Source organism: Microcoleus sp. Pol12B3, assembly GCF_036701355.1.
Lineage (GTDB): Bacteria > Cyanobacteriota > Cyanobacteriia > Cyanobacteriales > Microcoleaceae > Microcoleus.
Genome location: NZ_JAUBQS010000013.1, coordinates 11,596 through 37,559, shown reverse-complemented (window position 1 = coordinate 37,559; position 25,964 = coordinate 11,596). Strand labels below are relative to the sequence as shown.

The 25,964-nt window shown below is 46.3% G+C and carries 19 protein-coding genes; 10 read left to right on the top strand and 9 right to left on the bottom strand.

The genetic code is table 11. The features are described from left to right. Positions 1 to 438 precede the first annotated feature (438 nt). Positions 439 to 1,269 carry a hormogonium polysaccharide biosynthesis protein HpsJ gene (gene hpsJ-B / locus QUA53_RS09095; RefSeq protein WP_333096501.1) on the top strand — a complete coding sequence of 277 codons (831 nt, stop codon included), beginning with the start codon at positions 439 to 441 and terminating at the stop codon, positions 1,267 to 1,269. A gap of 86 nt (positions 1,270 to 1,355) precedes the next feature. Beyond that, a complete protein-coding gene (locus QUA53_RS09090; protein WP_333096499.1) occupies positions 1,356 to 2,273 on the top strand; it encodes a glycosyltransferase family 2 protein in 918 nt (305 codons plus the stop codon). A gap of 486 nt (positions 2,274 to 2,759) precedes the next feature. Here the strand turns inward: QUA53_RS09090 and glgB are convergent, their stop codons facing one another. Next, positions 2,760 to 5,054 carry a 1,4-alpha-glucan branching enzyme gene (gene glgB, locus QUA53_RS09085; RefSeq protein ID WP_333096498.1) on the bottom strand — a complete coding sequence of 765 codons (2,295 nt, stop codon included), beginning with the start codon at positions 5,052 to 5,054 and terminating at the stop codon, positions 2,760 to 2,762. 1,205 nt (positions 5,055 to 6,259) lie between these two features. After that, positions 6,260 to 6,508 (bottom strand): serine protease, encoded by a 249-nt coding sequence (locus QUA53_RS09080; protein ID WP_333096497.1) that lies wholly within the window; start codon positions 6,506 to 6,508, stop codon positions 6,260 to 6,262. Between the two features lie 337 nt (positions 6,509 to 6,845). On the opposite strand from QUA53_RS09080, the gene QUA53_RS09075 reads away from it, so the two are divergent. Together QUA53_RS09075 and QUA53_RS09070 are read left to right on the top strand one after the other, a co-directional pair. Next, complete coding sequence (locus QUA53_RS09075) at positions 6,846 to 7,421, top strand: hypothetical protein (RefSeq protein WP_333096495.1); 576 nt, start codon at positions 6,846 to 6,848, stop codon at positions 7,419 to 7,421. A 283-nt stretch (positions 7,422 to 7,704) separates the two neighbouring features. Further along, positions 7,705 to 9,630, top strand: coding sequence for a penicillin-binding protein 2 (locus tag QUA53_RS09070; protein WP_333096494.1), 1,926 nt, complete (start codon positions 7,705 to 7,707; stop codon positions 9,628 to 9,630). A gap of 61 nt (positions 9,631 to 9,691) precedes the next feature. Here QUA53_RS09070 and QUA53_RS09065 read toward each other — a convergent pair whose 3' ends face one another. Continuing rightward, positions 9,692 to 9,916, bottom strand: coding sequence for a hypothetical protein (locus QUA53_RS09065; protein ID WP_333096491.1), 225 nt, complete (start codon positions 9,914 to 9,916; stop codon positions 9,692 to 9,694). 14 nt (positions 9,917 to 9,930) lie between these two features. Beyond that, entirely contained in the window at positions 9,931 to 10,533 is a 603-nt protein-coding gene (locus QUA53_RS09060; RefSeq protein WP_333096490.1) for a prepilin-type N-terminal cleavage/methylation domain-containing protein, read from the bottom strand. A gap of 130 nt (positions 10,534 to 10,663) precedes the next feature. On the opposite strand from QUA53_RS09060, the gene QUA53_RS09055 reads away from it, so the two are divergent. From QUA53_RS09055 to QUA53_RS09045, 3 genes are all read left to right on the top strand, one after another. Next, positions 10,664 to 10,840, top strand: coding sequence for a hypothetical protein (locus QUA53_RS09055; protein ID WP_333096488.1), 177 nt, complete (start codon positions 10,664 to 10,666; stop codon positions 10,838 to 10,840). Positions 10,841 to 11,272: 432 nt separating this feature from the next. Further along, positions 11,273 to 11,587: a precorrin-6A/cobalt-precorrin-6A reductase gene (locus tag QUA53_RS09050; protein WP_333096486.1), complete on the top strand. Its 315-nt coding sequence runs from the start codon at positions 11,273 to 11,275 to the stop codon at positions 11,585 to 11,587. A gap of 267 nt (positions 11,588 to 11,854) precedes the next feature. Further along, complete coding sequence (locus tag QUA53_RS09045) at positions 11,855 to 13,390, top strand: NAD(P)/FAD-dependent oxidoreductase (RefSeq protein ID WP_333096485.1); 1,536 nt, start codon at positions 11,855 to 11,857, stop codon at positions 13,388 to 13,390. Between the two features lie 427 nt (positions 13,391 to 13,817). On the opposite strand, the gene QUA53_RS09040 is transcribed toward QUA53_RS09045, so the two are convergent. Then, positions 13,818 to 15,014 (bottom strand): CapA family protein, encoded by a 1,197-nt coding sequence (locus QUA53_RS09040; RefSeq protein WP_333096482.1) that lies wholly within the window; start codon positions 15,012 to 15,014, stop codon positions 13,818 to 13,820. 158 nt (positions 15,015 to 15,172) lie between these two features. Here QUA53_RS09040 and QUA53_RS09035 point away from each other — a divergent pair, with 158 nt between their 5' ends. Then, positions 15,173 to 16,150 (top strand): hypothetical protein, encoded by a 978-nt coding sequence (locus QUA53_RS09035; RefSeq protein ID WP_333096480.1) that lies wholly within the window; start codon positions 15,173 to 15,175, stop codon positions 16,148 to 16,150. A gap of 79 nt (positions 16,151 to 16,229) precedes the next feature. Next, positions 16,230 to 16,790 carry a Uma2 family endonuclease gene (locus tag QUA53_RS09030; protein WP_333096478.1) on the top strand — a complete coding sequence of 187 codons (561 nt, stop codon included), beginning with the start codon at positions 16,230 to 16,232 and terminating at the stop codon, positions 16,788 to 16,790. 116 nt (positions 16,791 to 16,906) lie between these two features. Here the strand turns inward: QUA53_RS09030 and QUA53_RS09025 are convergent, their stop codons facing one another. The 3 genes from QUA53_RS09025 to QUA53_RS09015 all read right to left on the bottom strand — a co-directional run bounded on the left by QUA53_RS09025 (position 16,907) and on the right by QUA53_RS09015 (position 21,051). After that, entirely contained in the window at positions 16,907 to 17,302 is a 396-nt protein-coding gene (locus tag QUA53_RS09025; RefSeq protein ID WP_333074456.1) for an SH3 domain-containing protein, read from the bottom strand. An 81-nt stretch (positions 17,303 to 17,383) separates the two neighbouring features. Beyond that, positions 17,384 to 19,177 carry an N-acetylmuramoyl-L-alanine amidase gene (locus QUA53_RS09020; protein WP_333096476.1) on the bottom strand — a complete coding sequence of 598 codons (1,794 nt, stop codon included), beginning with the start codon at positions 19,175 to 19,177 and terminating at the stop codon, positions 17,384 to 17,386. Positions 19,178 to 19,365: 188 nt separating this feature from the next. Next, the gene (locus QUA53_RS09015) at positions 19,366 to 21,051 is read right to left on the bottom strand and encodes an NAD-binding protein (protein ID WP_333096474.1); all 1,686 of its coding nucleotides are present in this window, start codon (positions 21,049 to 21,051) and stop codon (positions 19,366 to 19,368) included. Between the two features lie 364 nt (positions 21,052 to 21,415). Here QUA53_RS09015 and QUA53_RS09010 point away from each other — a divergent pair, with 364 nt between their 5' ends. Beyond that, positions 21,416 to 22,030 (top strand): COP23 domain-containing protein, encoded by a 615-nt coding sequence (locus tag QUA53_RS09010; protein WP_333096473.1) that lies wholly within the window; start codon positions 21,416 to 21,418, stop codon positions 22,028 to 22,030. An 89-nt stretch (positions 22,031 to 22,119) separates the two neighbouring features. Here the strand turns inward: QUA53_RS09010 and bchH are convergent, their stop codons facing one another. After that, complete coding sequence (gene bchH / locus QUA53_RS09005) at positions 22,120 to 25,947, bottom strand: magnesium chelatase subunit H (protein WP_333096472.1); 3,828 nt, start codon at positions 25,945 to 25,947, stop codon at positions 22,120 to 22,122. Positions 25,948 to 25,964 lie beyond the last annotated feature (17 nt).

The following is a 25,964-nucleotide window of genomic DNA, read 5'->3' as shown; positions in this document are numbered from 1 at the left end:
CGGGCAGGTGATCGGGTAGTGGGAGCCCTAGGGGGTGAAACCCAACGCAACGCGCTCCTCGTGTGTCTATTATTTCTGGCACGACCGCGCGAGCGAAAGCTAGTGAAAAGCTGGAACCTAAGCGTGCAGAGCCCATCTTTACGGTGGATTCGTCAGACTATAGAAGAAGCCAGCAGTTGCTTGCTGCTGTTTCTGTGCGCCATGTTGACCAAGCGTTACAGCCAACCCAGAAGCGCACAGCCTCCTGTGTCCAACTCTATATAGCTGTGCAGAAACTACACCTTTTGACTCGCAACCGCTGCCGGTGAAAACCCAGAGGAAAGTCGAGGTCGGTATCCGAAGCAGCTATTTTGGTGGAAAATAGCTTAAAACTCGTTCAACAAAATCCACCCAACTACCCCCTTTAATCTAACGGTGTAGAATTATCTAACACGAATTATGAAAGCAAGTAATAGCCGTCAATTTTCTTCAGTAGCTGCTCGAACTCTAAAAGTAGTCGGGATTATCTTGATTCTCTCTGCTTTGCTTGACTGCATTGTTCTGTCGCTGCCGGGAGAAACTTCAGACCTTCTCAATCGAGGCTGGCAGTTGGCTGCAGCAACTCAGATAGTTGACAGGGGCATTATTCCTTTGATCGGTATCGCCCTCCTGATGACTGGCTTTTGGGTTGACAGCAGCAGTGGAGTCTCTATTGAGCGACGCAAGGTTTGGCTGGACTTGCGATTCTGGGCGCTGTTGATTTCCAGCTTGCTAGGTCTAGTTTACCTATCTCTGGTTCCCGTTCACCTCAACAATACTCGTTTGGAACTCAAGGATGCTCTGGCTCAAGTCGATCAAGAAGCGGGACAAGCGGAAGGTCAACTTGAGGCACAACTTAAAAGCCCTCAATTTAAAGCTCAGGTAGAACAGCTCAAAAGCCAGCGTCGCAGCCAGATAGGGGCGCTGCTGGAAGACAACGGGAAGCTGCAACAAGCACTCAAGAGTCCAGAGGTTCCCAAAGAATTGAAAGCTGTGCTTGAGGAGTCGAAAACTGACCCGAAAGCCGTTGACAAGTTCCTGGAACAGCAAGCTCAAGCACTTCCGACTCAAGCTCGTAACGAGATTCGCACCCGCAAGCAACAAAAAGAGAAAGAGTTAAGAACTCGATCGAGAAATTCGAGTTTGCAGACGGGAATCACCAGTTTGCTGCTAGCGATCGGCTACATTACTGTTGGTTGGACGGGATTGAGAAGTATGGGAATTCTGCGGTTCGGCCGCCGCAAAAATTGACCGGCGCTGGCAGGGATTGCGCTGGTCGAGACATCCCTGAGAAATAGTTTGTTTACCCAATAGTTTGCCCTTACTGAAAGCTGGGAATGTTCTCAATTTATATTCTGACTTACAACGAAGAGATTGATATCGCCGCTTGCATTGAATCGGCACTGCTTTGTGACGATATCATTGTAGTTGATTCTTTCAGCACCGATCGCACCCTTGAGATTGTTCAGAACTATGCCGTGCAAACAGTGCAGCACCGCTTTGAAACTCACGGACGCCAGCGGACTTGGATGCTCCAAGAAGTCCCGTGCAAGTACGAATGGGTTTACATCCTCGAAGCTGACGAGCGGATGACACCTGCACTGTTTGCTGAATGCTTAAGGGCGATCGAAAGTCAAGAATATATCGGCTATTACGTAGCTGAAAAAGTAATATTTATGGAGCGCTGGATTCGCCGCAGCACTCAATATCCCCGCTATCAAATGCGTCTCTTTCGCAAAGACCGAGTGTGGTTTACTGACTACGGTCACACGGAACGGGAAGTCTGCAACGGGCCTACTCACTTTTTGAAGGAAACTTACCCTCACTATACTTGCAGCAAAGGTCTTTCCCGCTGGATTGAAAAGCACAACCGCTACTCGACTGACGAGGCTGCTGAAACTCTCCGTCAATTAGAAGCTGGTCAAGTAAATTGGTGGGATTTATTGTTTGGCGCGTCGGAGGTGGAAAGGCGCCGCGCTTTGAAAGATTTTTCTTTGCGGTTGCCTTTGCGGCCTGTGGTGCGCTTTTTCTATATGTATATTTTACTGGGCGGATTTCTTGACGGCCAAGCGGGATTGGCTTGGTGCACGCTGCAAGCTTTTTATGAATATCTAATTTTGTTGAAAGTGTGGGAAATGAAACATTTACCACTGCCAACTTTAGAGGTAGCAGCCGAACAATCTATTTCGGAAGTAGTAACTGTTGAACCGTCGAAAGTTTCTTATAATCTTGGGGCTTCCGATACTCGAAATTAAAAATAGAGAATTAAAAATTGGGCATTAAAAATTGGCATTGGTAATTAATACAACTTAAACAAGAAGATGATTTACGCAATTCACTGGATGACAACCCCGTCAGAACATAGATGTAATCAAGAATATAGCCTTGATACAAGTCTAAAAAAATGGTAGTTTATAGCGCCTAATTATCATTGATTCGGCTTGGCACAATTGGAGGATAATTCTTAGGGGGAGTATGGGTGAAGCGTCCCGCCTGCTGTGAAACTACACGCCTTCGGGAGCATTGGCACACCTAAAAAAAAAGCAACATCCTCCCGCTATTATGCAACGCTCCGCCATCAGTAGGTCTTGTGACGGTTTTGTTACCCTGTCCAGATATTCATCACAACAAAACAAAAAAAAACCGATTTCTTGGAGAAACCGGATTTCTGAATACCCTCAAACTTTTAGGTTTAATAAAGTTTTGATTCTTCTTAACTCAAAACTATGACGACTCACAACTTAAAACTCTTGAGATTTGGCTGTTGTTTTTGCCCGATCGAGTTTTAAAATCAACACCCCCAAAGGTGGCAAACACAAGTCGATCGAATAAGCACTGTTGTGGAACCACCACTCCTCAGTCCACTTACCGCCCAAATTCCCCATATTGCTGCCGCCGTACTCCCGCGCGTCGCTGTTAAACAACTCCGTATAGAAACCTGGTTCCGGCACTCCTACGCGATAGTGAGAGTGCGGCTGGGGCGTAAAATTGCACACCGTCACCACAAACTCGTCGCCATCCTTCTCTCGGCGCACAAAAGCCACGACGCTGTGTCGGTTGTCGCTGCAATCAATCCACTCAAACCCATCCTCAGCAAAATCTTGACTGTAAAGTGCCGTTTCGCTGCGGTACAGATTGTTCAAATCCTTAAAAAATAGCTTCAACTTTTGGTGTGGTTCAAATTGCAGCAAACGCCACTCCAAATCCCCCCAAACGTTCCACTCTTGCCACTGACCAAACTCCATCCCCATAAAGATCGTTTTCTTTCCGGGATGAGCAAACATAAAAGTAAACAAACACCGCACGTTTGCAAACTTTTGCCATTCGTCCCCTGGCATTTTCCCGATGATGTGGGCTTTGCCGTGGACTACCTCATCGTGGGACAAAGCCAGCATGAAATTCTCGCTGTGGTTGTACCACATACTGAAAGTTATGTTGTTCTGGTGGAACTGGCGGAACCACGGGTCCATGTGGTAATAGTCGAGCATATCGTGCATCCAACCCATGTTCCACTTCAGGTTGAAACCCAAACCCCCTACATAGGTCGGCCAAGATACCATCGGCCAAGAGGTAGATTCTTCGGCGATCGACAGCGCCCCTGGGAAATAGCTAAAAATGACGTGATTCGCCTGTCGCAGAAAATCTGCCGCCTCGATATTTTCCCGGCCCCCGTACTGGTTGGTCAGCCATTCTCCGGGTTCGCGGCAGTAATCCAAATAAAGCATCGAGGCTACGGCATCTACGCGAATCCCGTCGATGTGGTACTTGTCAAACCAGAACAGAGCGTTTGATACTAGGAAATTCCGCACTTCGTTGCGGCCGTAGTTGAATACTAGGGTTCCCCACTCTTTGTGTTCGCCCTTGCGGGAGTCGGCGTGTTCGTACAAATGAGTTCCGTCAAAGAAAGCCAAGCCGTGACCGTCTTTGGGGAAATGTCCCGGTACCCAGTCCACGAGTACGCCAATGCCGTTGGCGTGGCACTGGTCAACAAAATACATGAAATCTTCAGGTTTGCCGTAGCGGGAAGTTGGGGCAAAATAGCCGGTGACTTGATAGCCCCAAGAACCGTCGAAAGGATGTTCGGCGATGGGCAGCATTTCGATGTGAGTGAATCCCAAATCTTTGACGTAGGGTATCAGCCGATCAGCTAATTCCCGGTAAGTCAGAAAGCGCGCGCCGGGATTGAGTTCCGAAACCTGCACGGGGGGTTCTATTTCCCCATTTGGTAGCACGGCGGGTTCGTCAGTAGCGGCGTGCAGCCAAGAACCGATGTGGCATTCGTAAACCGAAATCGGCTGCGTCAGTGGGTCTGTGTGCCGCCGCTTTTCGATCCAAGCGCTGTCGTGCCAAGTGTAGGTGTCTAAGTCCGTGACAATTGATGCTGTTTTCGGCCGCACTTCTTGCTGGAAACCGTAAGGATCGGACTTTTCGTAGGGATGTCCGTCTTGGTTTTTCACTTCGTATTTGTAGGAAGTTCCCACGGACAGTCCCGGAATAAATAATTCCCAGATGCCATTTTGCGATTTCCGCATTTGATGTTTGCGGCCGTCCCAATAGTTGAAATCTCCTAAAACAGAGACATTGCGAGCATTCGGAGCCCAAACGGCAAAATATACTCCTGTGATGCCACCTACCTGGGTGAGGTGCGCCCCGAGTTTTTCATAAATGCGGTGGTGATTGCCTTCTGAGAATAGATGCTGGTCGAATTCTGTGAGTTTGGGCGATCGAAAGGCGTAGGGATCGTAGATGAAGCGCTCGTGTTCCCCTTCTTTGACCCGCAATTGATAGTTTGCTAGTTCTGGGGTGTCGATCGTACATTCAAAAAAGTGAGGGTGATGCTCTGATTTCATCGGGTATTCGGCCCGGGCCTCCGGCACAACTACGGATACTGCATCCGCATTCGGCAGATAAGCTCGGACGACCCAGACTTTTTTGCCATTTTCTTCGATCGCGTGAGGGCCTAGCACTTCAAATGGATCGTGGTGCTGATTCCAAACAATGCGGTCAATCTGTTCAAAGGGGACGGTCGCGGGCATAAAACTACTTACCTCAATCTTTTAACTAAATGGCTTTCAAAACCTAGAGCGGCGCTGCACTTTACATTTCGATACATTTTTGATCGCTGATCCTACCACTGATTAGCATGATCTTGCCTGCTGCATATCCAGCGCGCGCCCTTGCACGCACAGCAGGCTGTTGCCTTGCCGGCGGCGGAGCTGGAGTTTGACTGCTAACATCTAAGTATAGAAATATTAAAACAAATTGAAAAATTTATATTTTTTCCCAACTACGATTGACTTTTTATTTAATATGTGATACTAAATTTTTCCAACTATTGTCGATTTGCCACTGCAGGATGGTCAACCCTCTAAGTGTTGGGCAGGAGTTAATAGTTTACCTGGAATCTTTATACAGGGACGATCCCCCGATCGGTAGACTTTCACCTCCCGGAGGCTGGGTTTGCCCACAAAGCCCATGACTTTGGGCAATACGCTCAAACAGCAAAGGATGCTTAACTCGATATTGAAGAATCAAAGCTAAAGGACTCAGCATGGCGACAGCAGCAAGGAATATCTGCCATGCTTAAGGCATCGCCTACCAAACTAGCACCATCCTACCAGCGACGGTGCAATAGGTTTAAAGCAGCACTGAGGCGCAACAGGAGCGAGTTTTGCTGAGGCAGGGTTAATACCGAACTGAAGCTGCGCCAATTGAATCACTAAACTGGCTCAAAACAAACGGGTCGATTTGCTTGCCCGCACCGGGGCGAAACTCGTAGTCCACAAATCGAGTAGCCATGCCGATTCTGTCTTCGAGCCAGTCTTAGAGCATCCAAGCCTCAGCTTGCTTTTTTCTCGTCTGTGGGAACAGCGGCGGGGAAGGAAAGCGAGACTCGATCGACAGTGCAAAATTTGCGTCAAGTCTGCGAGATCCTCCAGTGGATATTCAGTTGAAGCAGCAGCACTGGCAATGTCCTCAAACATCTTGTCACAGGCTTGAGTTTCAAAACGTGCAGGCCGGGAGTCAAATTTTCTAGTTGAAAGGGAATGCTATTGTAATGCCGCGAATCAGCGGAATTTGCTGCTGTAAGGGCGCGTAGTGAACTTGAGTAGTAAAAGCATTAGACAATTACTAACACCCAACTTGAGACCTAGACCTATGAGATGAAAAAATGCGAGGAGCGAAGGATTTTTCACCGGGAGGCTAGGCTCGTTGGGCAAACACTCTCGGATCGCCCTAGTTAGGGAGACGTTTTAGGAGAAGGGGAAGCTTTTCCAGCACCCCCTGCTCCACCAGCCCCTGCTCCACCAGTCCCAGGAGTGGACTTTGGAGATGGAGAAGAAGCAGGAGGAGTAGTAGTAGTAGTGCCAGTGCCGCCAGTGCCGCCCGGAGAGGGGCTAGAGCTGGGGGTGGTGGTCTCACCGCCGCAGGCGCCGAGGGCTACTGCCAAGCCCACTACCAAAGTCAAACGAATTAATCCCTTGTTCATAAAAACTCCTTAACATTGAAAACCCATCGCAAGGAAGGGAATAGTTTACTTGAGAAACAATGCTGGCACGAATAGCTCAACGATTCGCTCGTTGATTACAATACTGCATTTATTCATAAATTTCACATAGATTATCGCTAACCAGCAAAGATTTCTTTTTTTTGGCAAATCCTGAAGTCAAAGAGACCGGTGGTAGGATGGGTTGGTTGGCTTGTGAGGTATCTTTGGTAAGGATAACCGATCGAACGCAGATCGCCAGTGGTGGCGATCTGGGAGACAAAAAACTCTTAACCTCAATCAAGCTGAAGCTACCCCACTTTACGTATTGGTGAACTCTATGACCGCTGCTATCAGATCCCCGGATTCTCCCCGCTCCCGATCGGCCCGCAAGCCCGCTGCTGGTCCAGCCAAAAGCAAAGTTACTTCTATTGCCCGGGCTAGGCGGGCGAAGACAGGACCGGTATTGCCCAACTACTCGCCAGCCGACGAACAGACTCAGGCTCGGTCCTCGGCATCGGTGATAAAAGTCCTGCCCGATCGCCAGCAGCAGCCAGTGTGGTTGCGATCGCTCCTGCAGGCACAGCGCGCCTCCTCAGTCGCAGCACTTATGCTTTTGGGCGGTGCTCTGAGTCTCTACGGCTTGACTGTTTACGGCGAGCAGCGCTGGAGCCAGGAGTATCAAAAGCTGGAAACTCTGCGCCTCCGGGAACAGCAATTGAGTGCTTCTAGCGAAGTCTTGAAACACCAACTTGCTAAAGAAGCCCAAAATCCCGAAACCGGTTTGGCTCCGCAGAATCCTGGGGACACGATTTTCTTGCAGCCGGCCCCTGAAACTAGATCGCCCCTTGCGACACCAAATTCTGAGCCCGCTCTCAAGAATCGATCCGGTGTGGAAACACCGCTGGGCTATTAAACCTGTGTCAAAGCGTAGAGCGCCCGAGGACCTGAGTGTCCGAGGGCCTGAAAATTCGAGGATCTAATTTCCTTTTTGACTTTTTTGCAAGTCGCCATCGATTTTCTGCTTTCAACCGGAAGTTACAGATTAAAAATAATAAGACCCCTTAAAAAAACAGAATCCAACTGTAGGTGTGAGCCCAACCCTGCTCATTCCCAAGTTGTAAATTTTATCTTTTAAGATTTAAGTTATAAATTATAAATTCTAAAACGCTCTAACTTGCTATTGAATTTTTAATGCCATGAGCTACGACCCCCGTTTTGACCGCTACAGATCGCCGAATTTCAAACGCACAAAACAGGCGGGCGATTCCCTACGGGATAGCTTCGCCGCGCCTACTGGGTGGCAAAAACCAGCCAAACCTAGATCTTCGGGCAGTTTCGGCCGATCGGCACAAGAGACGGCTGCATCTTGGGGGCGGCCGGTGGAGCGTTTAAAGCGCAGCAAGTTCCGTTTGTGGGCGGTGTGGGCGGTGTTGATGCTGGGGGGGCTGGGGTTGGCTGTGAATTTGTTTTATTTGCAGGTGACGCGAGCTCCGGCGCTACGTAAACAGGCCGAGCAGCAGCAAACTCTCAAAACGAAGCCGTTTGTACCGAGACGCCCGATAGTTGACCGCGCGGGGAATGTTTTGGCGATCGACAGACAGGTGTACACGCTCTACGCTCACCCGAAGTTGTTTAACCACTCGAAGGCGGAAATAGCTGCTAAATTGGCTCCGATGCTGGCGATCGAACTGAGTCCGGGAACTACCTCGGAAACTGAACTGATACGCAGGTTTAATCTTGCTGAAAGCGGTATTACAATTGCGGAGTCTCTGCCTCAAGAGGTTGCCGATCGTGTCGCTCAGATGCAAATTAAAGAGAGTCTGGTCGATGGCTTGGAGTTGCTGCGGCAGCAGCAGCGTTTTTACCCGCAGCAGGAGTTGGCGGCGGATATCCTCGGTTATGTGGACGGGGAACGGAAGGGACAAGCCGGGGTAGAATACAGCCAGCAGAATTTGTTGGAACGATCGATGCCGTCGATTCAGTTTAGCAGGTCGAGCAATGGGAATTGGGTGCCCGATCGGCTGACGGCGGGATTTGTGCAGCTTGATGACTTGAAATTGCAATTGACGATCGACACTCGCTTGCAGCGGGCTGCACGAATTGCGCTTAAGGAAAAAATGAAGCAACACGATGCGAAGCGGGGCACGGTGATTGTGATGGATGCCAGTAACGGGGAATTGCTGTCAGTTGTAGCGGAACCTTCTTATGACCCGAATCAATATTTTAATTTCGATTTGTCGCGCTATAAAAATTGGGCTGTAACTGATGTTTATGAGCCTGGTTCGACTTTTAAAGCGATTAATGTGGCGATTGCTCTGGAAGCTGGTGCGGTGAAACCTAATACTGTCTTTAAGGATGAAGGCAGGATTTACATGGATGGCTGGACTATCCAAAATTCCGATTACAAATTCGTAGGCGCACGCGGTCCTTCGACTGTTACTGAGATTTTGAAACATTCTAGCAATGTGGGGATGGTGCACGTAATGAGAAGTATGAAAGCTTCTCTTTACTATCAAGCTTTAGAAAAACTCGGACTCGGACAAACGGCAGGGAGTGATTTGCCTTTTGAAGTAACCAGTCAGCTTAAAAATCGAGAGCAATTTATTAACTCTCCGGTGGAAGTTGCTACTACGGCTTTTGGGCAAGGTTTTTCGATTACTCCGATGCAGTTGGTGCAGCTTAACGGCGCTTTGGCTAACGGTGGCAAGTTGGTGACTCCTCACGTTGTGCGGGGACTTTTTGATAGGGACGGTGAAGCTTATTGGAAGCTTCCGAGGCCGGTTCCGAAGCAAGTTTTTTCGCCGGAAACTACTAAGCAGGTGTTAGAAATGATGGAAACTGTGGTTGATGGTGGTACGGGGAAAGCTGCACAAATTCCTGGGTATCGGATTGCTGGAAAAACGGGTACGGCTCAAAAAGCTAAGGCTGGTGGGGGTTATTCTGACAAGGCTATTATTACTAGCTTTGTGGGGATCATGCCTGTGGAGGCACCTCGGTATGTGGTTTTGGCGGTGATTGATGAGCCGAAGGACGGTTCGGGGGGTACGGTGGCGGCGCCGATTGTGGAGTCGGTGATGGAGGCGCTGATTTCTATTGAGAAGATTGCGCCGAGTAAGAAGTAGTTGATTATATCTGAGATGCGGCGTCAGGAATTGACATCGAATATAACGCTCGACAACAAGGCTATTGAGGAGACGGCAATGCCGTTTTCCTGCCCCAAAATAGTTGAATGCGCGATCGGATATAACGATCGACAACAGGGATATGAAGGACGCGACAATGCTCCAAAATAATCGTAGCTTGCCGGGTTCCGGGCGATCGGGCGATCGGATGTAACAATCGCCCAATTTGTAGGGAAACATCACTTCCGTGTCCTGATTTCCGGTAATATGGTTTTCCCGGACGCACGCTACCTCAGTGACTCAGTAACAATATCTTTTGTCTTGAGCTTTGGGTTGTCTTTGGGAGATGCGTTTATGTCCTAGGAGAGTGGAAATGATGATGCAGCGTTGGCTGTTTCTTAAGTTGGGATGATATAGCGTTAGGGTTCCTTTGGCTCTTATACTCGTTAGGGTGCAGTCATGGTCGCTTCGAGATACGGGGCAACCTCGATGGTTGAACATGACTCGCCGGATTGTGCCATTGGTTTTTTGCTCGTTGTTTTCATTTACTTGGAGCACTGTTGTTTCATCTGTATCTATTTTAATTTGCGGTTCTAGGTTTATCCATTGACTGGCCGGTACTTGAGCTGGGGAAATGTCGGCTGGGTGAACGGCTATTTGTACATTTTCTCCTACTTCTTTGAAGCTGGCTTGCCATGAAATTTTGGATCGTTTGGCGTTGCTGTGGGCAAGTTCCATTGCCCAGTAAGCTCGATCGAGCGATGCCTTTAAACGGTGGTTGTTGATGAACATTAGCCATGAGGGGGCGACGATCGCACTAAATATTCCTATGATTAAAATAATTATCAATAGCTCTATCATTGTAAAACCTGCAGCAGGTGTAGTGGCTCTGGCTTTGAGCATTTTATTTATTGACACGTAGATGCACTCCCTGATATTTAGCTGGCCAAAAAAACAGCTAGGAGGAGCTATTTTTTATTGAGTATATTTTAACTTTGGGTTGGGCGAGTGTGTAGATCGGTATTTACTGAAAATGTATGCGACTTTAAAAAAACTGCGGGTAAGAAAACGGCAGTCAGGAAACGGTAGTGCGGTTTCCCTACAGCAATTTTGTCGATCGCCCGATCGCACCAGAGCGCGAAGGTATGTAGAGAGCATCTCAATGAAAGCAGCCAAGCTAGAAGTTGGAGTTTTGAGGCAGGAGGCATAAGACAGGAGGCAGAAGGAAAGGCTCTCCTGAGTTTATGGCGTAAAATATAGCAATCAATACAGGTAGAGCGATTAATTTTCATTTAAACTATCTATTAGACTTGCCTGGAGTCAAGGTGGAAACTTATACTCAATTTGAGGGACAAATTTAGTTTCGACTGAGTGTTTTAGCGTCAAGAATAGTTTGTTCTCAGTGTGAAAATTATACAGAAAAACTCCATCAGAATCTTGCGGAGTTCTGGGCGATCGCGCGATCGGATGTAACGATCGCCCGGGCCGGTTAATAGTAGGGAAACGGCACAGGGGTTTCCTAATTTAGGGTAACGGGTAAAATCAACCGGATCGGATGTAACGATCGCCCAATTTGTAGGGAAACGGCAGTGCCGCGCCCTGATTTCGGGTCATATCGTTTTCCCTGACGCACGCTACATCAGTGACTGTGTGGTTTTTGATGCGGGCGATCGCTCCTCCGGCACTAAATATGGCTGTACCTAACGGTAAATTGTTATTAGCAAGGGGGCGTTTTTTATTGGAAGACCAGCGACAATTACTATTAAAATATCAAATGGATTCAATTTTTATAAAAAAAAGCGACGGCGGTGCTAATTATGCTAAAATTGCTACTGCTAGGGAACTGGAAATTCCGGTTGTGATAGTGCAGCGGCTGCAGATTCCCTATGCTGAGCAGGGTGCTGATGTGGAAGGGACGATCGCTTGGTTAATTAAGCAGTTATTAGTTATTAGTTAAATCCTTGGGGTGCTCGGAATGTGCCAGCTCGCCTCCACTGAGGCTGTAGCAGCCAGACTGTAAGAATTGCTCTCCCCCTTAGTCTATAACCACTTAGACTACTATCAGCAGTTAGGTTTAAGATCGCTAATTTGACGGGGTGACAGCGCCTCTATCTTTTTGAGAGCGATCAATTAAAAAATTTCTCAGTGCAAGGCTTTCCGGTTGCTGGTCACTGCCTCAGTAAAATTATTCTAATACCCATACTAAATAAGGAGACTCAAATATATGCAATACAAAAACGGTATGCCAATTGCCATTATTGGCGCGGGAATATCAGGAATTACGACAGCCCATATTCTCAATAAAAATGGTTTCGCAGCAGTTGTTTTCGAGAAATCCGAAAAGATTGGCGGAGTATGGGCACTTGCATACCCAAACGTACACCTGCAAAATATCAGGGAACAGTATCATTTATCTGATTTTTCCTGGCCATTCACCCCTGATTTACATCCTACCGGAGAACAAATCCTGAATTATTTAGAGCAAGCGGTCAACCATTTAAATCTTGATGTGCGGTTAAATCATGAAGTTATGGAACTCAAAGAAACAGAAGATGGCTGGCTATTAAAATATAAAAACCAGGATATAGTTCACGAAGAATTATTTGGATACGTCGTTATCTCAGTTGGGCAATATACAGAAGGAAAGTATCAACCTGAATTTCCAGGTATAGAAGATTTCGGCGGAAAAATCATCACTGAACGAGATGTCCACACGCTTGATATATTCGACAATCAACGAGTTGTAATCGTTGGCTTCGGAAAAAGCGCTTTAGACATGGCGACTTTCGCAGCCAAACAAGGCGCACAAGTAAATCATGTATTTCGTACACCGCGCTGGCTTGTGCCAGAACGAATTTTGGGCGTACATTTTACCTACGCATTATTCAGCCGTTTTGGAACAGTGATGATGACAAGTTGGGCACATCCAACCGCCATTGAACGTTTCCTGCACAATCGCCTTGGTTTCATTGTTTCAGCTTTTTGGGATTTGATTGCATCCATCTTCCGCTTTCAAGTTCAGCGAAATGTTTCTGGAAAAGATCGAGAGGCCCAGCGCCGCATCAAAGCTGTACAACCAGATCACAAATTATTGCCTGATTTACGTTCAGCCACAGCGGTTGCGCCTGAAAATTACTATCCGTTTATTGCAGAAGGAAAAATCTCGCCCCATCGTACAGAATTATCGGGTTTTTCGCGAGAATCAGTAAAGTTGAAAAATGGTTGCGAGATTCCATGCGATTTAGTCGTTCTATCTTTGGGTTCGCAAACGCCGGTTTTTCCATTTTTGCCTGATAAATATCGAAAAATGTTGGAAAGCGAATCCGATGGCGTGCAGTTATATCGTCACTTGCTTCATCCTCGCATTCCTGGCATTGCCTTTGCCGGTTTCAATCATGGATATATGCACGTGCCAGCAGTCGAAATTGCCACACAATGGTTATGTGCTTACTTGCGTGGTGAACTTGAGTTACCTTCCTGCGAAAATATGGAAAAAAGTATTGAATATATCCGCGAGTGGAAACGCGCAAATATTCAATTTGAACCTTCGCGATCCTGTGCGATCAATACTCGCTTTCAACAATATATTGACATCATGCTTAAAGATATGGGTGTTTCTCCTTATCGAAAACTGCCTAATATTTTCGCTGAGATATTTGGCAGATATCAACCATCAGATTATCGGGGCGTATCGGAAGAATATAATCACAAAAATAAAACTCGCTCTACTCCATTACACCCTCTTCCGTTGGATACATAATTGCTTCCCAAGCTTACCAGGAGTCAATCGATCTCAATTCCGGTGCAACCGGAATGATTGTTGACTGTTAACTGTTCGTCGCAAAACTCAATGATAGTTGAGTAGTGACTGTTGATTCGATTTTATAAGGCCGATGCTAGCGGAGTTGATATGACGCGCTATTCTGCTGCCAATTTCGCACTGATTGCAAAGGATATCCAAGCGTGGGTAAATTTATTTGCTGAAGATTAGGCATGATTGTTCGATCGCCTAAATCTAAGTTTTATACCCAAAACCTGAGTAAAAGCTGGGCATAATTGCTGATTGACAAATGGTTCCCTAGCTTAAGTTGTTATCTTAGCAATGGGCACTGCCTGGGAATACAAATTCCTCGGCTAGGCTTCCAATTCCAATAACTCATGCCCCATTCCCAATTTTCACTACCAAATTATTTGGATTTTTTCGGACTATTCAAAGAGTTAAGATGATTGTTCATATCCTGCAAATATTTTGATAAAATTGGGTATTGTGCAGTTGCTAGCAGTGCATCTTTTTTCTGGCTGACAGTTGTTTGTAAGGGCAAAACGCGATAGTTCGTTTTATTGTTTTGAGTATAGCGGTGAACCCAAGTTGGAATGGTTTGAATGCTGCTAATTTCTGTGCTTTTTTCGGGAAATGTTTTGCGAATATTTACTTGCAAAATTACGCCTAAATCGGTATATTTTTTATTCTGACCGGAAATGAAGTTTCCCATTGAATAAATTGCTACAGCTTTGCGGGTTTTCCCATTTTTCCCGGAAAATTTAAAAATTTTGTAAGGTTGGACGACGTGGGGATGGCTGCCGAGAATGATGTCTGCACCAGCTTTTAATAGGTTTTCCACTAATTGTTTTTGTTGGGTGTTTGGCTGTCGCTCATATTCATTGCCAAAATGCAGGGAAATTGCGATAATATCTGCTCCTTGTTTTCGGGCTTTGGCAATGTCTTTGACTATCTTTTTTTCGTCTATTAGGGAAACTAAGTAATCTTTGCCTTTGGGTATGGGAATGCCGTTTGTGCCGTATGTGTAGGCTAGCATGGCTAGTGAAATGTTGTTTTTGGTGCTGATTAAAGTGCGTGAAGCCTCGGCGGCTGATGTGGCTGTTCCTGTTGAGGCAATTTTACGATCGCTCAGATTTGCGATCGTCCTAATTACCCCTTTTTCTCCACGGTCTAAAGCATGATTATTCGCGGTTGTCAAGATATTAAATCCGGCTTTTTTAGCCGCATCAGCTAATTGAGCCGGTGCGTTAAATAGCGGATATCCCGTATATCCGCCCGCATCTTCGCCCGCTAAAGGTGTTTCGAGATTTCCGATGACCCAATCGCCTGTTGATAGGATACTTTTAACTGGTGCGAAGAAAGTCTCAAAATTGTATGTTTTCTTTTTTGCGTCGTAGCCCGATCGCGTTTGGGTACTGTGCATCATGATATCGCCGACAGCAATTAGTGTTGCTTCTTCGATCTCAGACTTTGGTTCGGCGGGAATAGGGGCTGCAATTGGCGATCGACTTTCTGTAGGCTGTGTGTTGGTTTGTGGCGTTTGGATATTGCAGCCTGCGATCGAAAGCAGAGCAATTAGCGAGAGCAACCGACGAAAATTCATGATTTCTGAGAGTGATTTGTCGGCTTATATGGTATCATGACCAGGACTTAAGCAAATAACATAAGTATGTCATTGCGAACGGTAGTGAAGCAATCGCAGCATCTATTTTTTATGGTTCTACGTAAGTCCTGATAACTAAATTAGTTGGAACTAAATAAATGACTAATAAATATCTAATTATTGCCTTGATTATTTTTGTATCAATTACGGGTTTTGGGGTTTTAACTTACGCCCAAACTTCTGGAGATAGACCTTTTGAATTTGCCTTGATTGGCGATTTACCCTACAGTGCCGAACAAGAAGCAAAATTTCCGAGTTTAATTGCAGATATCAATCGATCCCCTGCAGCGTTTGTCGTCCACGACGGCGACATTAAAAACGGTTCTAGTGTCTGCGATGATGCAACTTTTGTCAGCCGAAAGCAGTTATTTGACAATTTTGAGATGCCGTTTATTCTTGCCTATGGCGATAATGAATGGACGGATTGCCACCGTTCAAAAAACGGCAGTTACGATCCAGTAGAAAGACTCGCTAAACTGCGGGAAATCTTCAGCCAGGGTAATCAAAGTTTGGGAAAGCGCACCTTAACTCTCACCCGTCAAAGCGAAAACCCGCAGTTTGCTAAATTCCGCGAAAATGTTCGCTGGATTTATCATGGCGTTGTGTTTTTCGCGATTAATATGCCGGGAAGCAACAACAATTTTGGCCGCACTCCCGAAGCAGATGCAGAATATGCCGATCGCAATTGGGCTAACTTAGCCTCGATCAAAGAATGTTTTGCTTTAGCCAAACGCAGCAATAGCAAAGGAATTGTGTTAGTTGCACAGGCAAATCCGGGATTTGAATTCGAGCCGACGGACAAAAGAAGAAGCGGCTACAACGATTTTATCGCAACTCTGGAAACAGAAACAGGCAATTTCCCAGGACAGGTTGTATTCGTTCACGGCGATACTCACTATTTCCGCATCGATAAACCTTTACCCTATTTTACCGATGAGACTCAACTACCGAGAATGAAAAATTTTACTAGAGTTGAAACTTTTGGTTCTCCCAACGTGCATTGGTTGCGGGCTTTTTATGACCCCAAAAATCCTAATCTGTTTGAATTTAAACAGCAGATTGTTCCGGAAAATTAGGCGATATAGCACCATTTTAATGCAAGATAAATATTTTTTTTGCTTACAATGAAGATAGGTAGAATCGAGGAATTTATTTATGACAATCGCAACTGGGCGCCTCACCCTTGAAGAATTTCTGAAGCTGCCAGAAACCAAACCTGCCAGCGAATACATTGAGGGGGAGATTATCCAAAAACCTATGCCGAAAACTAAACATTCTCGTCTCCAGGGGCGATTCCTGAGTGTCATTAATGAAGTAGTAGAGGAACCCAAGATAGCTTATGCTTTTCCAGAGTTGCGGTGTACGTTTGGCGGTCGATCGATTGTTCCAGATATTGCGGTACTATTATGGGAACAGATTCAATTTGATGACAGCGGTGAACCATTGGATGATGTGCTAATTGCACCGTATTGGGCGATCGAAATCCTGTCGCCCCAACAAAGCTCAAATCGCGTAACTAGAAAAATTATTCACTGTCTTCAACATAATTGTCAGTTGGGGTGGCTAATCGATCCAGACGATAGATCGATTTTAGCGTTTTTGCCCAACCAACAACCGCAATTCTGCGAAGGTAGCGATGTCCTTCCTGTGCCCGAAATGATCCCCCTGAATATCACAGCCGAACAGGTATTTAGCTGGTTAAGAATGCAACAATGAATCAGGGCGATCGTCTTTTTTGTACCACTTTAAAAAATCTCCCGGTGTGGTTTGTAGTGAAAACTTTAGCTTTTATCTCAACTAAGGACTGAAATCCTTACTACAAACCAAATTCCCTATTGCCGCCACCTGTCAAATTGGTCTTCGGAACAGCCATTAATAAATTGATTGCTTACCCAACCGTCAAGGATTGTCAAAGTTTCATTAGGAGGATTACCCGAAAATCTGGCCGCAATTTTCACCCAATTACCTTGTCTGCTGACAGCCCTAACTCCGTCTCCTCTTTTCAATTTAGCAACAACCGCGTACTTAGTGCCTGGGCCTTTGCGAATGTTAACAGCGCCACCTTCACCTGTAATAAACGAGCAATGAGTTTGCTTTTTTAAAGCTTCTGCTTTTGCGGGAGAAAGATTTTGCTGCTTGCCGAAAACAGGAAAGCTGTAAAGTGAGAAGCTAAGACTTGCAACTACGGCTGCAATAAAAAAAGCTTTTGATTGAGTAAAAATTAGCATTATTTCATTTCCTTGAATTGACCGAACTGAAGTCCTGACTGTGATTTTTTGGAGAAAGACTTCAGTTTTTACTACTAACTGTTATTTGACGGACGCAAACCATTCGGTAACACCTTGGGCGATCGCCTCAGCTAATTTCTTTTGTTCTGTCGGATTCACAATCCATTCAAACTCTTCGGGATTGATCAAAAATCCCAATTCCATTAAAACAGATGGAGTAACGGCAGGACGAGTCATGGCTAAGTTGTTCCAGAATACACCATAGCTCGGACGGTTTAACTTGGCAACTAAATAATTGTGCAAAAACATTGCCAAACTGTGCGCTTGCGGGTGAAACCAGAAAGCTGCGACGCCTTTAGTCTTAATGGCATCGCCGTTATCCGGCAAAGCATTGTAGTGAATTGAAATTGCGATCGCAGGTTCTTCTTTTTGAATCCTTTCCACCCTCGGCGGCAAATCCAAATCGACATCTTCTACCCGCGTCATTACCACATTCGCGCCCCGATTTACCAATTCCTGTTGCACCAATTTCGACACTGTTAAAGCTACTGTTTTTTCCCTAATTCCCACTGGACTGACAGCACCTCCATCCTCCGGCCCGCCGTGTCCCGGATCGATGAGAATTTTAATTCCCGATAATGGTTTTGCTTGCGAATTGGGCATCATGCTTGTATTCGCAGGCGGGTGTTTTAAAGACAACACTAAAGTTGTACCATCGTATCTCAACTTGTAACCCCACTGCTGGGTAGATTTGAGATTAAAAGTGTATTTTACTTGCAGCGGCGAGATTTGTTCCCATTCCAAACGTGAAATTACGGGGTCATCAGAAACGCGAATAATGTCAGTTTGAGCGGTGGTATTGTACAGCGTTAAAGTAAAAGTGCCTTCTCCTTCCTGCACGGTGACTGGGACAGGTGTTTCTAAGGGGAATAACACCTCTGTCCAGCCGGAAACTTGACGCGAACTGGCGCTGCGGATAATCGACCGCGGAGGCACTGAATCCTGGACAATTCGCACTTCCGATGCTTTAATCCAAGCACCGTAATCGAGTCGAATCCATTCTCCCTCGCGCCCGATAATTGTTGATCGGGTTCCCTTCGGCAGCGGTGTCATCCGAGAAAAATCTGTACTTGCCCCGGTTCGGGCAACACCAGGATCTGCTGTTACTTCGGCTATTTCTAAGTCAGCCGGAGACAGAATAGAAATCTTGCCAGTACCTTGTTGGCTGATAGTTTGATCGTTCATTGTTAGCTCAAACGATGGCACGCCTAAATCAACTGTTTTTCCCTTAGATGAGAGGGCGTTATCAGGGGTTTTAGCACAGCCTTGATACTGTTGGCTGCCACCTTTTTTGATGGGGGAATTTGCGTCTAAAAGTACAGATGCGTTGTCGGGTAATTCGACTTGCGATCGCGCTTTTAAAGGAATAGTAACGCCCGCCAATTTTACTGAAACTTGAGCATTCGCAGGTGCGATCGCCCCAAAGCAAATATATTCCCCCGGCAAACTCGCCACATCGACTTTCGGCGTCAGGGAATCTTTAGCAAAAGCCAATCCTACAGGGGTTTCTGGCTGATTCGACTCGCGCGTCACCTTAATTTTGACTTCCTGATTTTCGTAACGCAAGGTAAAGATATTTTCGCCGAGTTGCAGCGGAAAAGTCGGGGCGAAATGCCCGGATGCGGTGCGCGAAATTTGGTTGCCATTGACCAACACTTGTCCCGGTGCGGGCGCTGTACCGATTAAAAAAATGCGATCGGCTGTAGTTTTGTGGTTTGTGGGAGGATAAGCGAGAAACAAAGGTTGAACCGCGACAGCTACAGAGGCGATCGCCATTATCAAGCCAAACACACATAATCCTAAAAATTTTCTCATTCTAAATCGCAACTAATTGAGACTCTGTTGGTTATTTATACTAGAACTTGCGCTAAACCCGGGAGAAACCTGGGAAGAAACTTGCTTTCTGAGGATTAGCCGTAAGTCCAATTTCCTCTACTGGCCAATTTTATCAGGTTTCTAGTTGCAATTGAGCGATCTGCAATATAAATTCCCGCGTAAAACCATTAAGTTTTAATTAATTCAGAGGGCGTTCTCCACAGTTGCTCCAACCGATTCGCCGGCATCGTCAAATACAAAACATCCCCCGTACTCAGACAACAATTCAGCAAATCCCAGCCGTGAATAGTTTGACCCTTAGTTTCCGCATAAAGAGGCACAAAATCAGCAGACATAGCAGCATCTTGAATGCGGTGGCCACAGAAAGGATGTTTTGGCGTAATCAATGTGGCCAAGCAAACCCAGAGACTATCAGCAGTCATTCCGTTGCCCAAAATTCGACCTCCAATCGCCGCCGCCGCGAAAGCAGGAGCCGCCAATTCCGTCGGGTTCAAAACTCCTTCAAACTCAAAAACTTGCTGCACCATTAAAGCAAAATGTGGGTCTTGATTGCGGACAATAACTGATAGTTTTGGCGCTAATCCTTTAGCGCTCAAGGCAATTTCGACATTAGACATATCGCTGCTAGTTACCGCCAAAAGTGCTGCCGCTTGCTTAACATTAGCAGCTTCCAGAGTTGCGGGCAAACTGGCACTTCCCTGAATGACCGGAATTTTCATTGAGCGAGCCGTGTTCAGAAAGCGACAGTTCGGGTCTTGCTCGATCGCCACAATATCGTAACCGTTAGTGTGCAGTTCTTTAGCAATTTGGATACCTATTCCTCCGAGTCCGCAAATAATGTAATGATTGCGCTGCGGAACTCGCGCCACATCCCAATATTCGGTAAATCGAGTTCCCAATACATAATCGTTGAGCAGTGCGTAGCAGATACCGATGATGCCGGCTCCAACTAACATCATGACAACTGTAAATAGTTTAATGCTTTCAGGAGCTTGTTCGGCCACTTTTTCATAGCCTCCGGCTCCCGTAATCATCCCTACTGAAAAATAGAGAGAATCGACAATTGAGATATTATCCTCAACACAAATATAGGTAGCAGTAGCAACGGCAATCATTGCCAGCAGCGTCAGTACAACGATTACTGCTGCTTGGCTGTGCTGCTGAAATCGGCGCAGGTTAGTTAATGTTTTGAGCAGTTTTTGAGTTAAAGTTTTTTGGGGGCTACGCACAGTCGGCTGAGTGGCAACAATTAGCCGATCGCCCTGCTGACACTGCCGATCGGCAAGCACCGCCGATACTAAATCAGTTTTGTTAGCAGCCGGCAGATAATAAATTAACATTCGCGATCGATCGTCCCACAAATCGCTCAGTTTGCGATTTTTCCAAGGATGTGTTTCATCGATATATTCTTCGTGAATCGGCCAAGTGCGATCGAACAAACGCAACTGTCCGATCGCCTGATTTCCGAGAGCCGCAAAGGCAAACACCGGAGCCGCCAAGGATGAAACGCTCATGGAAGTGTGATCGGGCAAAGTGTGGTCAATCCTGTCGCCCAAGCTAGTATTGAACAATCTGTTAATGATGCGAATCTGAGGATTGAGAATCCTCGCTTGCATCAAAATTGCCAAATTGACAGCATCATCGTCTGCTGCAATTACTAAAGTGTGAGCATTTTGAATACCCGCCGCCAACAAGGTAGAAGCTGCTTGCAAATTGCCGACAACCACATCAGAAGTTTCGCCGCGAATTGGGCGATCGCTAATACCAACAACAATCGCTCCTTGCTGTCTCAACAAACAAAAAATCTTGTGTCCCGTGTGGCCCAACCCGCAAACAATGATTCGAGGTTTCATAAAAATTTATTTGCCAGCCAATTTCGGAGCTGTCCTTGTAGTTTTACTTACCATTGTTGACTCTCCTGGCTTTGCAGAATGTAGCTAAAAAGACTATCTAGGAAACTTGTGCCACAGTCTCGAAGTTTTGTAAACAAAGAAAAAGCTGTGCCGTGTTCCTAAAGCCACGTTCCCAAGTGTTGAAATAAACACACCACACTGCCATGTACCTACAGACATGAGGTGTAACTAACCTGATTTAATATTTGAAAAATATCCGGGTGCGACAGCCAACCAGCGGAATTTGAAGAGGTAGGGACACGGCACTGCCCCTACAACTATGACTTCCTAAATTTATTTAGCTGCCTTAGCGGCAGGAGTTATTATGAAATTCACTGCACCCTTATTAGCATCCGCTTTAGTTTTCGCCGGTACTGTCGCCTTGGCAAGCCAAGTGCAAGCAGCTCCAGCCAGCAACTCTTTGAATAACACTAAAACAACATTTCAGTGCGTTACTTCCGGTCGCAATTTTGTCACAATTGCGCGGCGGGGAAATGTCACGACAGATCCGATGATTCTTTGGAAATCAACCGAGTTCGGCCGCGAATATACACCTTGGCAGCGCTGTCAAATTGTTTCCAATAGATTGACCAAAGCTGTTGCCCAGAATGGCGGAAGATTGAGCAACTTGCAGTTAACAACAGGAATTGTTAATAACTTGCCCGTAGTTTGTTATGTGAACGGACGGGGGCGCTGTAACTCTCAAAATCTGCTGTTCACCCTAGACAAGCGCAATGCTAAAAATCCCGGTGATGCTTTAACGAGATTGATTAATTTTGCCCAAGACGGCGGCGGGCCAGTTACAACGTTCAGAACAGGAACTCAATCATCTGCACCGCAGTTTGTTCCCTTTGGAGATATGGTCGATCGAGCTTTTAATTCTCCAAACAATAAACCGTCAGTTCCTGTAGGGAAACCGCAGGGCGATCGAGGTATTTAATAGCCACGCCTCTAACTTGCACCTGACAAATTTTGAAACTATTGTGGGGTGGGCTTCTAGCCCGCCCTTAAATATTTAGACTAAAAAAACTACACTGCCACCCCTTCAATTTTCTCATCAGTCAACTCGTACAACTCGCGCAACTGCTGCAACTTATCCGCATCCGGGAGCCAAAAACCCCGGCCGTTAGCCTCCAACATTCGCCCTACAATATTGCGAAAAGCTTCAGGATTGGCCTCCCGCAACTTCTTCGCCATCTCTTCATCCAAAGCATAAGTATCAGCCGCCTGATCGTACACCCAACTATCAGTAAAATCAGCAGTTCCGCCCCAACCAATTAACGCTGTCATCCGCTGCGAAATTTCATAAGCGCCGCCAGAACCTTGATTTGCCATCGCGTTTGCCCATTTAGGATTGAGCAACTTAGTTCGATATTCCAAGCGCAGCAAATCTTCTAAATTGCGAGGCGTTGTATCCTTGGAAAAACTTTCGACAAAACTCGTGTTAACCTTTTTGCCGCGCTGCTTTTCTGCGGCTTTCTTCAAACCGCCAGTATTCGCATAATACTCTTGAATATCAGTCAAACCGTATTCAACCGAATCAATTTCTTGAATTATGCGATCGCACCCTTGCAACAACTGAGTCAAAACCTCCGGCCTCGCTTCCCCCTTATCCTTCCTCCCGTAACTAAAGACATTGCGGCTTTCCCAAGTTTTCCCCAACTCATCCCCCGATTCCCAACTACCATCAACAACCCTATCGTTAACCAAAGAACCAAAATCCCCAGCCGGATTAGAAAACAACCTTGCCGAATAATTCTGCACACCTTTTGCCTGCAAAACTAAAGCGTGTTTGCGAATAAAATTCTCCGATTCCGGTTCATCAGCATCCGCCGCCCGCACGAACAAATCATCCAACAATTCAATAATATTCACAAAGCTATCTCGGAAAATCCCAGAAAGATTTCCCAACACATCAATCCGGGGATGACCGACATTAGCTAACGGTTTTAATTCATAGCGAACAATGCGGCCAGTACCTTCTTTTAGAGGTTCAGCCCCCACCAATTCTAGCAGAATTCCAATAGATTCACCGCGAGTCTTAATAGCATCCAAACCCCACAGCATCACTGCCACAGTCTCAGGATAATTCCCCTGTTCCTTAAGGTGCTTATTAATAATTTTTCGAGCAATTTCGCGGCCTCTTTCATAAGCTGCCGGAGAAGGCATCCGATAAGGATCTAAAGCATGAATATTCCTGCCAGTTGGCAACACGCCAGCCCCGTCCCGCAACAAATCCCCGCCCGGTGTCGGCAGAATATATTCCCCATTCAAACCCCGCAAAAGATTAGTTAACTCATCCGAAGTTTGCAACAACAAATCCCGCACCAGCAACCCCTCCTCAAAAGCCCCATTCAACCCCTCTTGCTCTTCCTCTCTGCGCCCTCTGCGCCTCTGCGGTTCATTTTCTTCAAAAACCAGTTTTTGCACCTGTTCCTGTGATAACCTCTCCCCAAAATAAGCCTCAAGATAAGAGGTCATTTCCTCAGAATTAGGCGGTTCCCCGAGAACGTGCAAACCCGAAGAAAACAAGCGACATTCTACCACCTGCAAATACTCGTAAAGCTTCACCAAATAGCGGTTAAAAGCATCAGCACTGAACATTCCCACCGTCTCAAAACTAAAAGCAATACCCAACTTGCGAGCTTCATTAAACGGACAATCCGCCTCCAAACCGCTATCTAAAATTTTTTTACAAATAGCCTCTTTCAGCACATAATTCTTTGCCGGATCTTCCCGATATTCGGCAATCAAATCCCGCAAATCAATCAATTCCTTATATAAGCCAGCGCGACCGTAGGGCGGCACGTTGTGAGAAATCAAAACACCGTAACCGCGACGTTTGGCTAACATCGATTCCGAGGGATTGTTGGCAGCATAAATATAAAGATTCGGCAAACTTCCCAACAAAATATCCGACCAAGAATAGCCAGTATTTCCCAGAGGAGAACCGGGCAACCATTCAACAGTGCCGTGCATTCCGAAGTGAACCACAGCATCAGCTTGCAAATCATTTTGCAGCCACTTGTAAAAAGCAGCGTATTGAGGGTGAGGCGTCAAATCGCGATCGAACATTAAGCGCATCGGATCGCCCGCAATTCCCAGCGGCGGCTGCAAACCTATCCAAACATTCCCCAGTTGAATGCCACCGATTTGGAACTCGTCGCCGTCCGTCTTAATGCCCGTACCCGTTAAAGATTTCCACTGTTTTTCGATACGACTTGTTAACAAGTAGCCCAGCCATTTCTCCAGAGTTTTAACATTCACAGTATTGCCATAAATTCCCTCCTTATGTGCGTTCATCCCCGTTAATCCGCCCCCATCTGCGGTTGCAGCATCATCCGCTTCTTTCACCCGGCGAATTAACTCCTCACCGTCAGCAGGAATTTCTCCAACTGTATAACCTGCTGCTTGAAGTTTGTGCAGGAAATTTAGCAGCGATTTCGGTACATTAAGTAAAGCCGCCGTACCCGCCGCGCCGTAACCGGGAGGAAACCCGTAGAGAATAATCGCAATTTTGCGTTTTGAGGGCGGAGTTCGACGTAGGTTTACCCAATTGTTAATTCTACTTGTCAGGCGTTTCGCGCGATCGGGAACCAGATAAATATCCTCACCCACCAAACCGCCTAGGGGAACAGGATCGATCGCGCCATCCAACTCAGGCAAAGCATACAATACCACACTTTGCAAACCCCCAATCCCCTGACGAGTCCAAGAATGGATATCTTGAATCAGCAGAGGTGCGGACACAAAATAAGGTACATTTTTAGCAGTTAAAATCCGCTTAGCAACTTCCACCTGACGCCCCGCCTCCATCGAACCAGCAGGCCCGCCAACTAGCGGAAAGCCAATAGTAGAAACAATAGCATCAACTTCCACAGCATCTTTAGAAAGTGAAAGAGTTTCAATATTGCCTTGTTTTCGCCGCGCTGTTTCATCAGCAGTCGTCATCCAATCCCGCACCGCCACATGGCCTTCAACGCCATTGATAAAAATCGGCAAAGGCACAATTCCTGCATCTTCAAAATAGCGGATTAAGTGAGGAATATAAGGCTGCTTGGTGATAACGTGCTTGCGGTAAAGCAAAAGGCCCACAACAGGGGATTTTACTTGATATGAATTTTGGAACGAATTGGTTCCAAATTTTGTGGAACGGGCATCTTGCCCGCCCCTAGCACCTTGGTAACTCAGATACCAATCCAAATATTGCCGAGGCGATTCAAAATAACCATTATAATCGGGATGCAATAAACCCATATTGGGAGTTTCCACAGGAGGCGGAATTTCTGCAACTTTCAGCCCCAAATACTTTTCGGCAATAATCCAAAACATCGACACAACATTATCCGCACCGCCCGCATTCCAGTAACCGTAAATAATCAGCCAGTTTCGCAAATCTTGCACTTTTTGCACCGGCACATATTTTAATAATTTCGGCCCCACCTTCAAAAAACTGATATAACCAGCCAGCTTATCTTCTTCTCGCCCATTGCTGAACTTATCCAGAATAAACTTAACAGGCTTCGGCATTCCCTTCGGTTTGTCGCCAATTTTAAAAGCACCAATTTGAGTAAGACTCATCAATTCCAAAGCCGACTCAAAAACCAGGCGAATCGGAATATTCTGCACCCTTTCGCGCAGCCACATTACCGCATCGTAATCAAACAGCAAACTCCCGAAAAATACATCAGCATTCAAGAGGGCGGCTGCTACAGCGTCGGGTTCGTCTGCGAGGGCGCGATCGCTAAAAACCCGTACTTCCAATCCCTGGCACCCAGAAACAGCCAACTCGGCAGCTTTGCGGTACAAATCAGCATTAAAAGATTCAAACCCTGCAATTAAGACAATGCGTTTCACAGCCAAACCTCGAAATA